The sequence below is a fragment of the Nocardioides caricicola genome (genome assembly GCF_039541135.1).
GTDB classification, from domain to species: domain Bacteria; phylum Actinomycetota; class Actinomycetes; order Propionibacteriales; family Nocardioidaceae; genus Nocardioides; species Nocardioides caricicola.
Map to the genome: position 1 here is coordinate 674,681 of NZ_BAABFQ010000003.1, position 13,812 is coordinate 688,492.

Consider the following 13,812-nt stretch of genomic DNA (forward strand, 5'->3'; position numbering starts at 1 on the left):
TCTCAGGGCACAATCACGGCATGACCGGGGACGCCCTGCCCGTCCTGGCCGAGCGACTGCGCGAGGTCCTCAGGCCTGGCGCAGCATCTCCGCGACGAGGAACGCCAGCTCCAGGGACTGCACCCGGTTGAGGCGCGGGTCGACGACCGACTCGTAGCGGTGCGCGAGCCCTTCCTCGTCGATCTCCTCGCCGCCGCCGATGCACTCGGTGACGTCGTCCCCGGTCATCTCGACCAGGACGCCGCCCGGCCAGGTGCCGAGCGCGCGGTGCACGTCGAAGAAGCCCTGGACCTCCTCGATGACGTCGTCGAAGCGGCGGGTCTTGTAACCGGTGCTCGACTCGAACGTGTTGCCGTGCATCGGGTCGCACACCCACGCGACCTTGACGCCCGCGGCGGTGACCTTCTCGACGAGGTGCGGCAGGCCGTCGCGGATCTTGCCCGCACCGAACCGGGTGATGAAGGTGAGCCGCCCCTCCTCGTTCTCGGGGTTGAGCCGCTCGGCGAGAGCGATCGCGTCGTCGGCGGTGGCGGTGGGGCCGAGCTTGCAGCCGATCGGGTTCGCGATGTGGCGGAAGTACTCCACGTGGGCGCCGTCGAGCTGGCGGGTGCGCTCACCGATCCACACGAAGTGGCCGGAGACGTTGTAGGCCTTGTCGGTGCGCGAGTCGATGCGGGTCATCGCGTGCTCGTACTCCAGCAGCAGCGCCTCGTGGCTCGAGTGGAAGTCGACCCGCTTGAGCTCCTCGGCGTCGACGCCGATCGCACCCATGAAGCCGAGCGCCTTGTCGATCTCGGCCGCGAGCGCCTCGTAGCGCTGGCCGGCGACGGAGGTCTTCACGAAGTCGGTGTTCCAGGTGTGCACCTGGCGCAGGTCGGCATACCCACCCGTGACGAACGCGCGCACCAGGTTGAGCGTCGCGGCGGACGCGTTGTAGACGTCCAGCAGCCGCGTGGGGTCCGGGATCCGCGACTCGGGGGTGAACTCGAAGCCGTTGACGGCGTCGCCGCGGTACGCCGGCAGCGTGACGCCGTCGCGGGTCTCCATGTCCGAGGAGCGCGGCTTGGCGTACTGGCCGGCGAGACGGCCGAGCTTCACGACCGGCACCGAGCTCGCGTAGGTCAGCACCACGGCCATCTGCAGCAGCACGCGGAGCTTGTTGCGCACGTTGTCCGCGGTGACCTCCTCGAACGTCTCCGCGCAGTCGCCACCCTGGAGCAGGAACGACTCGCCGCGCGAGACGGCGGCCATCTTGGCCTTGAGGTCGTCGCACTCACCCGCGAAGACCAGCGGCGGCATCCGGCGCAGCCGCGCGACGTTGGCGGCCACGGCCGCCGCGTCGGGGTACGTCGGCTGCTGCGCGGCTCCGAGGGCGTGCAGTGCTGCCAGGTCAGGGATGGTGGTGCTCACCCGTCAAGGGTACGGCGGGGGCGCGACCTGGATTGATTCGGCGGAATTCGGCGAGACGGCCGGACCGCCCGGGTCAGCCGTCCAGGTGGTCGATGTCACGGAAGCCGGTCTTCTTCGCCCGGATGCCGCGGTTGGTCAGCCAGGTGATCGCCCACAGCACGATGCCGATCGCGAGCAGCCCGGCGGCGATCTCGTAGACGATCGCGTCACGGTCGACCCAGGGGCCGATCAGGAACGCACACAGCACCGCGGCGATGGCCGGGGTGATCCCCGGCGAGCGGAACCTGCTCGGCCGGCCGTCGCGGCGCAGGACCAGACAGGCGATGTTCACGACCGTGAAGACGGCCAGCAGCAGCAGCGAGGTGGTGCTCGCGAGGTTGAGGACGATGTCGCTCTCCGACTCGTTCGCGACGTAGGCGATCAGGCCGAGCGCCAGGATCGTGGAGAAGATGACACCGACGTACGGCGAGCGGCGGTTCTTCGACACCCGCCCGAGGCTGCGCGGCAGGACGTCCTGGTTGGCCATGCCGTAGAGCAGCCGGCTGGCCATCAGCATGTTGATCAGCGCGGTGTTCGCGACCGCGAAGCAGGTGAGGAACGGGAAGATCCGGTCCATCGGGAAGTCCGGCGCGCCCTGGCTCACGACCGCGAGCAGGGCCGGCGAGCCATCCTCGTTGAGCTGGGTGATCTCGTCCGAGGTCAGCACGGCCACGACCGAGATGGCCACCAGCATGTAGATGATCACCGCGATGCCGAGGCCGGTCAGCATGACGCGCGGGAAGATCCGCTCGGGGTCCTTGGTCTCCTCGACCATGTTCACCGAGTCCTCGAAGCCGACCATCGCGAAGAACGCGATCGACGTCGCGGCGGTGACCGCGAGGAACATCCCCTTCTCCTCGGGAGACTGGAACACGGTGATCCGGCCGAGGTCGCCGTCGCCGGTGGTCATGGCGTAGAAGCCGATGCCGATCACGATCGCGAGCGCGCTGATCTCCACGAGGGTCAGGACCACGTTGAACTTGACGCTCTCCCCGACCCCGCGGAGGTTGATCAGCGCCAGGAGCACCATGAAGCCCATCGCGACGGCCGTCGTCACGCCCAGGCCGGGTACCTCGTCGATCCAGCCGTTGACCTCCATGCCGGCGAGCAGGTTCGTCGCGAGGACGTTCGAGGAGGTCGAGGCGCTGGTGATGCCGGAGCAGATCACCGCGAACGCCACCAGGAACGTGAAGAAGTGGAGGCCGAACGCCTTGTGGGTGTAGAGGGCGGCGCCGGCGGCCTGCGGGTACTTCGTGACCAGCTCCAGGTACGACAGCGCGGTCAGGGTCGCGACCGCGAAGGCGCACAGGAACGGCAGCCAGACGATGCCGCCCACGATCCCCGCCATCTGCCCGGTGACGGCGTACACGCCCGCGCCGAGGATGTCGCCGACGATGAACAGCAGCAGGAGCTTGGGCCCCATCACCCGCTTGAGGTCGGGCTCGGGTCCGTTGACGTCGATGACTTCAGCAGCGGAGGTCGTCATACCGGCAACCTTCCCAGCGAACGGCGAAGGTAACCAGGGCCTACGACGACAGCCGCGCCGCCTCGGCCGCGATCGCGTCGTCGGGTCGCGGCGAGTCGTCGAGCCAGGTGACGGTGAGGTCGCCCTTCCTGCGCGTCCACGTCCCGCAGACAACGCCGCCACGCACGACGAGGTTCGCCTTGCGGGTGACCAGGTCCCGCAGTGCAGGCGGCGTGACGTGCTCGTCCTTGGTTCCCGGCCCCATCACCCACTGGTCGTGGCCGGGCAGCAGGCGGACGGCGTCGGAGGGGGCGGCCTCGGCGAGGGAGTCGGCGTCCTCGGCCAGGACGTACGCCGTGGTCCCCCCGACGTCGACCTCCGCGAGCCGGTCACCCATGGCCGCCCACCAGGCGACCAGCCGCTTGCGGCCGGCGCTCAGGCCCTGCCCGAGCCAGTACTCCACGTGGTCGAACGTCGCCGGCCCGTAGGTGCGGAGGTACGCCGCGATCGCGCGCGGGCCGGCGTCGTCGAGGTCCGGGATGCCCCGCCAGTGCGGGTTCCGGTCGAGCCGCTGGAACGTCGCCTTGCCGTCGCGGGACGGGGCGAAGCTCATGTCGCCCTGCCACGTCAGCGGCTTGAGCAGGGTCCACGGATCACCGGCGAACACCGGCTCGAGGTGGCGGTAGGCCCGCCGGCCGGTCAGCGCGGCGCCGAGCTCGTCGACGGTCAGCGGGCCGTCGGACAACGACTCGCGCACCGCCGCCCGGAAGCCGACCCAGTCCTCGGCGGTGAGCCCGTAGTGCTCCACCCAGCTCGGCAGCTCCCACTGCCGGCCCGCCGCCCGCAGTGCCAGGTAGACGCCTCCGTCCTCCGGCGACAGGTAGTGCATCGAGCCGCGGAACGCGAAGGCCTTGATCACCGACCCGTCCGCGAAGGCCGCGGCGAGCTCGCCGGCCTCCGAGTCCGTACGCCGGGCCCGCACCGCCAGCTCGGCGAGGGACTCGTCCATCGCGAGGACCGCGCCGAGCCTCCCGACGACCTCGCCCACGGACACCGACCCGACCGGGTCGAGGAGGTGCCGGTCGAGTCGCCAGGCCAGCGCCTGCGCCCAGGTGACGGTCACCCCTCGGGACCTAGCGCTTGCGGCCGAACATGCGTCCGAGCCGGCCGCGTCCGGGCTTGATGTCGATGATGGTCGACCGCTCGGGCTCCGGGAGCCCGGCCGCCTGCTCGGCGGTGAGCGTCGTCGCGACGTGCGTCGTGTAGATCGTGCCGATCTCGTCGGCGTCCACGAACCGCGGCCCGGCGGCGGTCTGGACGACGATGCCGTCGAACACCGCGACCTTCTCGTCGACCAGCACCGCCTGGACCGTGGCGAACTGCTGCCCGTCGCTGGTCTGCACGGCCGTGCCCGGCTGGAGCGCGGTGTACGCGATCGGGTGGCCCTCGGCTTCCGACATGCGGCCAGCCTACTGAGCGCCGGGGAACCCCTGCTGGCGCCAGGCCTCGTACGTCACCACCGCGGCGGAGTTCGACAGGTTCAGCGAACGGCGGCCCGGCACCATCGGGATCCGGAGCCGGTCGGTGACCCGTTCGTGGTCCAGCACCTCGTCAGGGAGCCCCGTCGGCTCCGGGCCGAAGAGCAGCACGTCCCCGGGCTGGAACTCGACGTCGGTGAACCAGCGCGTCGCGTGCGCGGTGAAGGCGAACACCCGCGAGTCGGCCAGAGCCTCCCCGGCGAGCGCGGTGTCGAGGTCCGGGTGGACCTCGACCGACGCCAGGTCGTGGTAGTCGAGACCCGCGCGCTTGAGCTTGGACTCCGACAGGTCGAACCCGAGCGGCTCCACCAGGTGGAGCCTGGTCCCGGTCACCGCCGACATCCGGATCGCACTGCCGGTGTTGCCGGGGATCCGGGGCTCGAAGAACATCACGTGGAGCACGCGCGCCAGTATCGCTTCCCCGGAAACGGTGATCAGTAGCGGTCCGTCCCGCGCAGCTCGCGCGGCCGGCCGTCCGGGTCGTGGATGAGGTCCAGCGGCAGCGCGGCGACCCGGCGCTGACGGCGGTCGAGGTGCGGGAGCGGGAGGCGGCGCAGCCGGCCGGGAGGGCGCTCGCCCTGGCGGCCGCCGGCGTACCACGCCTCGAGCCGGTCGGCGTACGCCGCGTAGGTGGCGAACATGTCCGCGGGCTCGACGCAGTCGTCCATCGCTCCCCCGTCGAGCCGGTCGAGGTGCTCGGCGGCGAGCGTCAGGCGCAGGTCGCGGGCGTAGTCCTCGTCGAGCACCACCGCGGTGAGCTCGGAGTCGTGGGTCCACGACCGCCGGCTGAAGTTGTCCGACCCGGTGCTCGCCCAGGTGTCGTCGATGATGCAGACCTTGGCGTGGACGTACACCGGCACGCCGGCGTGGTTCTCCAGGCCGTACGCCGCCACCCGTCCGGGCGCGACCGCGAGCAGCTGGTCGAACGCGCGCCGGCGTCCCAGCAGCTGCGCGGTCCGGTTCAGCCCGTTCAGGTCCGGCACCAGCGGCAGCACCACGACCAGCCGCAGCTCGGGCTCCGCCTCCAGCCGGGACGCGAAGAGGTGGGCGACGTCGTGTCCCCAGAAGAACTGGTCCTCGACGTACACGAGGCGCTCGGCCCGGTTCACCGCCTTGGTGTAGCCGTTGGCGACGCTGCGCTCGCCGCCCACGGCGAACGGGTAGTCCCGCCCAAGCGTGAGGTCCGGATAGGTCCGGAGCAGCTGGACGGTGTGGCTCCCGGCCGGCGGCGGAGGCGGCAGCTGCTCGGGCAGCGGGTCCGGGGACGTGTCGAGGCGGCGGAGCAGGTCGGCCGCGCGCCGCCAGGGCGCCCGGGACAGCGGCGCCGGGTCGCACCAGCGCTCGCGGAACACGGTCTCCACGTCATGCACCGCGGGCCCGTGGATCGCCACCTGCACGTCGTGCCACGGCGGGCGCTCGCCGTACTCCTCGGTGAGCGGCTGCGGCTGCGGGTCGCCGTGATGTTCGGCGTCGTCGCGGCGGCTGTGGGCGAGGTCGATGCCGCCGACGTAGGCGACGTCGCGCGTCGGGTCGTCCGGGTGCCGGATCACGACGAACTTCTGGTGGTGCGACCCGCCCGCGCGGACCCGCATGTCGAGCAGCACCTCGGCTCCGCGTTCCTGCATCTGCTCCCCGAGGTGCCGGTTCTCGGTGGCGAAGAACCCGGTCTGGTCGAGGTGCGAGCGCCACACCAGCCCGCGCACGTCGACCCCTCGCTCGTCGGCGCGGCACATCACCTCGAGCACCTCGCTGCCGGGCTCGTCGGTGAGCCGCTCGTCGGCGTCGCCCTGCCAGTCGGTGAACAGGACCAGGTCGCCGGGACCGGTCGCCTCGATCGCGTCGTACAGGTCGCGGAAGTACGTCGCCCCGTGGATCAGCGGCCGGACGAGGTTGCCCTCCGACCAGGCCCGGTCACCGTCGTGCTGGTCGTCGATGCTGGTGTCGGGGTTCGCGCGCTCGGCGCGCGTCAGCAACCACTCCGCTGGGTCCACGTCGCTCAGCCGAAGAACACCTGGGCCTCGGCGTACTCCGATGGGCTGACGAGCTTGAGCTCGGCGGTGCCCTCGGAGAGCGGCACCCGGACGATCGAGGTGCCGCGCAGCGCCATCATCTTCCCGAAGTCGCCGTCGGCGACCGCGTCGATGGCCTGCAGGCCGAAGCGGGTCGCCAGCCACCGGTCGAAGGCCGTGGGCGTGCCGCCGCGCTGGATGTGGCCGAGCACGACCGCGCGCGCCTCGGCGCCGGTCCGCTGCTCGATCTCCTTGGCGATCCGGTCGCCGATGCCACCGAGCCGGACGTGGCCGAACGCGTCGAGCTCCCCGGAGACCAGCGTCATGTCGCCGCCCTCCTTCGGGACCGCACCCTCGGAGACCACCAGGATCGGGGCGTAGCGGGACTCGAACCGCTTCTGCACCTGGGCGCAGACCTCTTCGATGTCGAACGGCTGCTCGGGGATCAGCACCATGCTGGCGCCGCCGGCGATCCCGGAGTGCAGCGCGATCCAGCCGGCGTGGCGCCCCATGACCTCGACGACGAGCACCCGGTGGTGGGACTCGGCGGTGGTGTGGAGCCGGTCGATCGCCTCGGTCGCGATGTTCACCGCGGTGTCGAAGCCGAACGTGAAGTCGGTGCCGGACAGGTCGTTGTCGATCGTCTTCGGCACGCCGACGACGTGGACGCCGAGGTCGGCGAGCTTGGTCGCGACGCCGAGGGTGTCTTCACCGCCGATGGCGACCAGTGCGTCGACGCCCTCCTTGGCGAGGTTGTCCTTGATCCGCTCGACGCCGCCCTCGATCTTGAACGGGTTCGTGCGTGACGAGCCGAGGATCGTGCCGCCACGAGGCAGGATGCCGCGGCACTGGTCGATGCCGAGCTCCATGGTCAGGCCCTCGAGCGGGCCCTTCCAGCCGTCGCGGAAACCGACGAACTCGAAGCCGTGCTGGGTCACCCCCTTGCGGACCACTGCTCGGATGACTGCGTTCAGTCCGGGGCAGTCCCCGCCTCCCGTGAGTACTCCGACGCGCATGACGTCGACTCTAGGGGTCAGTGCGTGGAGGGCACCAGGGTGCCGAGCGGCTGCCCGATCTCCTCGAGCAGGCCGGTGAACCACCCGACGGTCGGGTCGAACGCCTTGCCGCCCTTGATCCGCGGGAACTCCACGACCCGCAGCACGTCGCCGGCCTCCTCGTCCTGGCCGACCACGCCGCTCTCGCCGCGCAGCGCGGCGTCGACCGCGAGGTTCGCGCAGGAGCGGATCAGGGCCAGGTCCTCGTCGTTCGCGGCCGCCGAGCGGGCGAAGTAGCCGCTCTTCTGCACCATCGTCTTCTCGGCGCCGACCATCCCGGCGAACTGCTTGGCGAACCACGACCCGGGGTTGATGGTGTCGATCTTGACGTGGCCGAAGGCGTCCCGCTTGGGCTCCTCGCCGCGGGCGAGCATCTCCTCCACGATCGTCGAGACGCCAGCGCCCTCCGAGAGGAACACGTTCACGCAGCCGGTCTCGTCCATGACCGCCTTGAGGCGCTCGGCCTCGGCCGCGATGTCGAACTCGAGCTCGGGCACGTACACGCCGTGCAGCTCCCACGACTCCCGCGCGTTGTCACCGAAGCCGGAGAACTCCTGGGTGTCGAGCCACTCGCGGTACTTCACCGCGGTGGCGGCGGTCAGCCAGCCGCAGTGCCGGCCCATCACCTCGTGGACGATGAGCATCCGCGGGTTCGACGAGTGCTCGGCGATCACGTTGCGCGCGAACAGCGCGCCCTGCTCGGCAGCGGTCCACGCGCCCAGCGACTGCTTGATCGGCACGACGTCGTTGTCGATGGTCTTGGGCAGGCCCACGACGGTCAGCTCGTAGCCGTTCTCGTGCAGGTACGCCGCGAGGTCGGCCGCGGTGGTGTTCGTGTCGTCGCCGCCGATCGTGTGGAGCACGTCGACGCCGTCCTTGGTCAGCTGCTCGGCGGCGACGTGCAGCGGGTCCTGGCCCTCGGCGACGAGGCCGCGCTTGACGCAGTCCTTGACGTTGGTGAGCTTCACCCGGCTGTTGCCGATCGGGCTGCCGCCGAAGGCGTGCAGCAGGTGCGCCTTCTCCCGGACCTCCGGCGTGACCGTGATGTGCTCGCCGCCCAGCAGGCCGGCGTACCCGTCGCGGTAGGCGATGATCTCGATCCCCGGCTCGAGCTCGGTGTAGCGCTCGATCAGGGCGCCGACGGCGGAGGACAGGCAGGGGGCGAGACCCCCGGCGGTGAGGAGGGCGACGCGGCGCACGGTCATGAGAATCTCTTCGGCTCTCGACTGGGATATCTAAGGTCCCTAAAAGACTAAAGGTCGGGAGGTCAAACCGCGAGGTCCTCGGCTGCCTTGTTCGTCACTCTCTGCGCCGCCTCCGGCATCACCCGCCCGAGCTGGACGGCGAGCAGGATCCCGGCCAGGTTCACCGCGCCGAGCGCCACCCACAGCGACCACGCGCCGTGGTCGAGCATCCACGCGAAGGCGACCGGCGCGATCGCACCGGTGATGGTCCACGCCAGCTGCATCAGCGAGAGGTAGCGACCGCGCAGGTGCTCGGGCGCGGCCTCCGCGCCGAGCGCGCTGAGCACCGGACCGCCGAGCATCTCGCCGACCGTGTAGACGACCGTGCCGACCAGCACCAGCGCCGCGGCCAGCACGAGGGAGAACGCGCTCGCGCCCAGCAGCACGACGAACGAGACGACGAAGACCACGTTGGCGAGGACCAGCACCCGCCAGCGCCGGTGCCCGGTCAGCCCGTGGACCACCAGGCCCTGCCCGAGACCGCACATCACCGTGTTCAGCGTGAACGCCGCGCCCACCACCCAGCCCGGGAGGTCGAGCACGGTGACGGCGTAGATGGGGATCGCGATGTTGAGCACCATCATCGCGCTCGAGTACGCGAACTGGCCCAGCCAGAGCACCCAGTACGGCCCGTCCCGCAGCACGGTCGCCCACGCGCCCTCCGGCGAGCGGTGCTCGCTCGGGGCGGTCGCGGGCACCGCGAGCAGCAGGACGAAGGCGACGGCGTACGACGCGGCGTTGGCGAGCACCACTGCGTAGTACGCCGACGGCGTGCCGATCGTGATCGCGAGGCCGGACACGAGGCCGCCGACGGCGAAGCCGACGTTGCGCATCGCGCCGAGGAAGCCGAACCACTTCTCGCGCTCCCCCGGCCGGGAGATCGCGGCGACGATGTTGCCGTAGGACCCCCAGAAGGCGGTCCGGCCGACGGAGACGACGACGGTCCAGAACGTCAGCCCGGCGAACGAGTCGGTGACGAAGTAGGCGACGAAGCCGGCGAACTGCATCAGGTTGCCCAGGAGCAGGATCTGCTTTGCGCCGATCCGGTCGACCAGGCCGCCGAGCAGCGGTCCCGCCGGGATGGCGATCGCCGAGGCGATCGAGATCGCCGCACCGACCTGCACCAGCGTCAGGTCGGTCGTGGCCAGGAAGTAGAGCATCGAGACCGGCAGGAACACCCCGCTGCCGATGGCGTCGATCGCGATCGCCCCGACGAAGCGCCGGTGCTGGTCGAGGGAGGGGAACCCGAGCTTGTCGGTGATGCGGTCGAGCACCGCCCCATCCTCCGGCTTCGAGCCCACTGGAAGGCAAATCGTTATCGGTAGGGTCCGGACATGACCTTCTCCATCGTGGCCCGCTCCGCCGACGGCGAGTCCTGGGGCGTTGCCGTCGCCTCGAAGTTCCTGGCGGTCGGATCCGCCGTGCCCGCCGCCGTCGCCGGGGTCGGCGCCATCGCCACCCAGGCCGACGCCAACGTCGCCTACAAGGGCCAGGCGCTCGCGCACCTCGACGACGGCGCGACCGCCTCGGTCGCGCTGCAGCGCCTGCTTGAGGAGGACGAGGGCCGCGACCACCGCCAGGTCGGCATCGTCGACGTCGACGGCGGCGCCGCCAGCCACACCGGTCCGTCCTGCCTCGACTGGGCAGGGAGCCGCACCGGCGAGGGCTACGCCATCCAGGGCAACATCCTCACCGGCGAGGAGGTGGTCGAGGCGATGGAGGCGGCCTGGCTCGCCTCGCCGGCCGACGCCCCGCTCGCGCGACGCCTGCTCGAGGCGCTGGCCGCGGGCGACGCGGCCGGGGGCGACTCCCGCGGCCGGCAGTCCGCCGCGCTGCTGGTGGTGAAGGAGGACGCCGGGTACGGCGGTCTCGACGACATCGCCGTCGACCTGCGCGTCGACGACCATGCAGAGCCCATCGGCGAGCTCGCCCGCCTGCTCGACCTCAACGACCTCTACCTCACCGCCTCGACCGAGGAGGAGAAGGTGCCGGTCACCCCGGAACTCGAGGCCGAGCTCGAGCGGCTGGCGCAGGCCGCCGGCGCCCGGGACTTCGCGGCCTGGGTCGGCACCGAGAACTACGAGATGCGGGTCGCGCCCGACGGGTCCTGGATCGACCAGAAGGTCCTCGACATCATCCGCGGGACCGCGTCGTGAGCGTGCTCGCGATCGACGCGGGCACCACCGGGGTGACCGCGCTGGTCGTCGAGCACGACGGCACCATCGCGGCCAAGGGCTACCAGGAGTTCGCGCAGCACTTCCCCAAGCCGGGCTGGGTCGAGCACGCGCCGGAGGAGATCTGGCAGGCCACGCTCGAGGCGACCCGCCAGGTGCTCGCGTCGTACGACGCCAAGCAGCTCAAGGCGGTCGGCATCACCAACCAGCGCGAGACCGTGCTGCTCTGGGACCGCGAGACGCTCGGGTCGCCGCGGCGCGCGATCGTGTGGCAGGACCGGCGTACCGCCGACCTCTGCGTGCGACTCCGCGACGAGGGGCACGAGGACCGGGTGCGCGAGCTGACCGGGCTGCGGCTCGACCCGTACTTCTCCGGCACCAAGCTGATGTGGCTCAAGGAGAACGAGCCGCACACGTGGGCGCTGGTGGAGTCGGGCCGGTACGCCGTCGGCACCGTCGACTCGTACCTCATCGCGCGGATGACCCGCGGCACCTGGCACGCCACCGACGTCTCGAACGCCAGCCGGACGCTGCTGTTCGACCTCGAGGCCGGCGACTGGTCCGACGAGCTGTGCGAGCTGTTCGGCGTCCCGCGGGACGCGCTGCCGGAGCTGGTCCCGAGCTGGGGCGAGATCGCGCGCACCGACGCGCGGTCGTTCCTCGACCTGTCGATCCCGATCGCCGGGATCGCCGGCGACCAGCAGTCGGCGCTGTTCGGCCAGACCTGCTTCGACGAGGGCGACTCGAAGTGCACCTACGGCACCGGGTCGTTCATCCTCACCAACACCGGCACGTCGATCCTGCGCTCCGACGAGCTGCTCGCGACGGCGGCCTGGCGCTCGCCGGACGGCGAGATGACGTACGCCAGCGAGGGCTCGATCTTCGTCACCGGCGCCGCCGTCCAGTGGCTGCGCGACGGCCTGCAGATCGTCGGCTCCGCGGCCGAGACGCAGGCGATCGCGAAGACCGTCGACGACACCGAGGGCGTCGTGTTCGTCCCCGCGCTGACCGGCCTCGGTGCTCCCCACTGGGACCCGCACGCCCGCGGCATGATCATCGGCCTGACCCGCGGCACCACCCGCGCCCACATCGTCCGCGCGACCCTCGAGGCGATCGCGTTCGAGGTCCGCGACGTCCTCGAGGTGATGCCGGGGCTGTCCTCGCTCCGCGTCGACGGCGGTGCCGCCGCCAACGACCTGCTCTGCCAGATCCAGGCCGACCAGGTCGGCGTACCCGTCGAGCGACCGCGCGCCGTCGAGACCACCGGCCTCGGCGCCGCGTTCCTCGCCGGCCTCGGCACCGGCTTCTGGTCCTCGACCGACGACCTGCGCGAGACCTGGACCCTGGACCGGAAGTTCGAGCCCTCCGTCGACCGCGCCGAGGCCGACGCCGCTCACGCCCGCTGGCGCGACGCGGTCGAACGTGCCAAGGGGTGGGCGGAGTAGGTCGCCAGGCTTCACACGACGCGACTGATGCCCCGCCGGCCGTGGTCGGCGGGGTGTGGGTCAGTGGGTATGTCGGTCGGTGTCGACGAGGTAGGTGTGGCCGTGGGGGCTGGTCCACACGAAGGTGGTGGGGCCGATGCGGTGGTAGGTCCAGGCGGTGTGGGTCTTGAGTCGGTGATGCCCACGACACAACGGTGCGAGGTTGCGGGTCTCGGTGCGACCGGTCGGGTACGCGGTGATGTGGTCGGTGTCGGTGGTGCGTGAGGGGCGGCTGCAGCTGGGGAACACGCACGTCGGGAACGTCAGCGTGACTTGTTCCTGCTGCCGCACGGTGGGCGTGTAGGAGTCGGTGGACAGGTTGTCGTTCAGGTCGAGCACCGGCCGGACAGTCACGGTGGTGCCGGCCTGTTGGCACCAGTGCTTGATCTGGTCGGGGGTGACGACGGTGCGGGTGTGCTCGACCTCGACCATCGACTGCTCCGGGCGGGTGTGGGTGTAGATCACGACCTCACGCCGAGGGTCGCCGGCGAGCATCCCGGCCGCGATCGAGCGGCGCACGTCCAACGGCAGCGCCGGGTCCTGGACGGCGGCCTTCGCCGTGATCGCCTCGTCCAGGGCCACCGCGTCGGCCAGGTCCAGCACACCGGCGACGGGGACCTGCCCGTCGACCACGTTGCGCCAGTGGAACGTCAGGTGCCGCTGCTCGGCCGCCGCGACCCGCCGTTCCTCCGCAGCGGTCGGGTCGTACTCGGCGCGGGCGGCCTCCACGGTCCGCTCGATCTGCGCGAACGAACAGGTGTGCAGCACCGGAGCCAGGGCCCGGTCCACGAACCCGGCGGCGTCGGCCGGCAGGGACCGGGTCTGCTGGGCGACCTTGCGGGCCTTCCACACCAGCACCTCACCGGCCAGCACGCGGGCCCAGGTGGACGGGAGCCGGTGCGCCAGCTCGACCGCGTCCCCGATGAACACCCGACCCGCATCGGAGGATAGTCCGAGTGCGAGGGCGAACTCCGCGATGCAGAACTCCGCCACCGTCGGTGCGCCGTCGCCGGCGACCTCCAGGTCCCGCTCACCCCACGACCGGGTCTCGTCGACGACGTCGCCGGGGTGCAGGTCAGCCCACTCCAGCGCGAGGAGCAGCCGCTCGATCTCCAGCTGGGTGGCGGCGTCCAGGTTGTTGCGGGCAGCCGCGAGCACCAGCTCGGTGCGGGTGGTCGTGGTGGCTGCCATGGATCAAGCCAACCAGGGACCACCGACAGTCAGGGCCCGAAAACCCTTGTTTCGACCGGGATGTGGACACATTCGCGAGAAAGTTCTGAGAACTTTTGGTGGTGGTTTCGAGGCTCGCTAGCGCTCGCACCTCAACCACCGGAGGAGCGGCCGGTGAGCCGGGAAGCAGCGCTAGCCCGAACCCACCCCACCCGCGTAAAAGC

General features: G+C 71.1%; 12 protein-coding genes. 2 read left to right on the plus strand and 10 right to left on the minus strand.

The window, feature by feature from the left end:
* Nucleotides 1-69: 69 nt before the first annotated feature.
* The 9 genes from ABD875_RS05025 to ABD875_RS05065 all read right to left on the minus strand — a co-directional run bounded on the left by ABD875_RS05025 (nucleotide 70) and on the right by ABD875_RS05065 (nucleotide 10,034).
* Nucleotides 70-1,410 (minus strand): class II 3-deoxy-7-phosphoheptulonate synthase, encoded by a 1,341-nt coding sequence (locus ABD875_RS05025; protein WP_345171830.1) that lies wholly within the window; start codon nucleotides 1,408-1,410, stop codon nucleotides 70-72.
* A 73-nt stretch (nucleotides 1,411-1,483) separates the two neighbouring features.
* Nucleotides 1,484-2,935: an APC family permease gene (locus tag ABD875_RS05030; protein ID WP_345171832.1), complete on the minus strand. Its 1,452-nt coding sequence runs from the start codon at nucleotides 2,933-2,935 to the stop codon at nucleotides 1,484-1,486.
* Between the two features lie 40 nt (nucleotides 2,936-2,975).
* The gene (locus ABD875_RS05035; protein WP_345171834.1) at nucleotides 2,976-4,037 is read right to left on the minus strand and encodes a DNA glycosylase AlkZ-like family protein; all 1,062 of its coding nucleotides are present in this window, start codon (nucleotides 4,035-4,037) and stop codon (nucleotides 2,976-2,978) included.
* Nucleotides 4,038-4,047: 10 nt separating this feature from the next.
* Nucleotides 4,048-4,374, minus strand: a complete 327-nt coding sequence (locus ABD875_RS05040; protein ID WP_345171836.1) for a hypothetical protein — start codon at nucleotides 4,372-4,374, stop codon at nucleotides 4,048-4,050.
* Nucleotides 4,375-4,383: 9 nt separating this feature from the next.
* Entirely contained in the window at nucleotides 4,384-4,854 is a 471-nt protein-coding gene (locus ABD875_RS05045) for a tRNA (cytidine(34)-2'-O)-methyltransferase (RefSeq protein ID WP_345171838.1), read from the minus strand.
* A 32-nt stretch (nucleotides 4,855-4,886) separates the two neighbouring features.
* Nucleotides 4,887-6,443 (minus strand): phospholipase D-like domain-containing protein, encoded by a 1,557-nt coding sequence (locus ABD875_RS05050; RefSeq protein ID WP_345171839.1) that lies wholly within the window; start codon nucleotides 6,441-6,443, stop codon nucleotides 4,887-4,889.
* A gap of 5 nt (nucleotides 6,444-6,448) precedes the next feature.
* The gene (locus ABD875_RS05055) at nucleotides 6,449-7,477 is read right to left on the minus strand and encodes a 6-phosphofructokinase (protein ID WP_345171840.1); all 1,029 of its coding nucleotides are present in this window, start codon (nucleotides 7,475-7,477) and stop codon (nucleotides 6,449-6,451) included.
* Between the two features lie 17 nt (nucleotides 7,478-7,494).
* A complete protein-coding gene (locus ABD875_RS05060) occupies nucleotides 7,495-8,721 on the minus strand; it encodes a pyrophosphate--fructose-6-phosphate 1-phosphotransferase (protein ID WP_345171841.1) in 1,227 nt (408 codons plus the stop codon).
* Nucleotides 8,722-8,783: 62 nt separating this feature from the next.
* Nucleotides 8,784-10,034 (minus strand): MFS transporter, encoded by a 1,251-nt coding sequence (locus ABD875_RS05065; protein ID WP_345171842.1) that lies wholly within the window; start codon nucleotides 10,032-10,034, stop codon nucleotides 8,784-8,786.
* 60 nt (nucleotides 10,035-10,094) lie between these two features.
* Here ABD875_RS05065 and ABD875_RS05070 point away from each other — a divergent pair, with 60 nt between their 5' ends.
* Together ABD875_RS05070 and glpK are read left to right on the plus strand one after the other, a co-directional pair.
* Nucleotides 10,095-10,916, plus strand: coding sequence for a DUF1028 domain-containing protein (locus ABD875_RS05070; protein WP_345171843.1), 822 nt, complete (start codon nucleotides 10,095-10,097; stop codon nucleotides 10,914-10,916).
* Complete coding sequence (gene glpK, locus ABD875_RS05075) at nucleotides 10,913-12,379, plus strand: glycerol kinase GlpK (protein WP_345171844.1); 1,467 nt, start codon at nucleotides 10,913-10,915, stop codon at nucleotides 12,377-12,379. Before ABD875_RS05070 ends, glpK begins: the two co-directional genes overlap by 4 nt.
* A 60-nt stretch (nucleotides 12,380-12,439) precedes the next feature.
* Here glpK and ABD875_RS05080 read toward each other — a convergent pair whose 3' ends face one another.
* Entirely contained in the window at nucleotides 12,440-13,609 is a 1,170-nt protein-coding gene (locus ABD875_RS05080; RefSeq protein WP_345171846.1) for an HNH endonuclease signature motif containing protein, read from the minus strand.
* Nucleotides 13,610-13,812 lie beyond the last annotated feature (203 nt).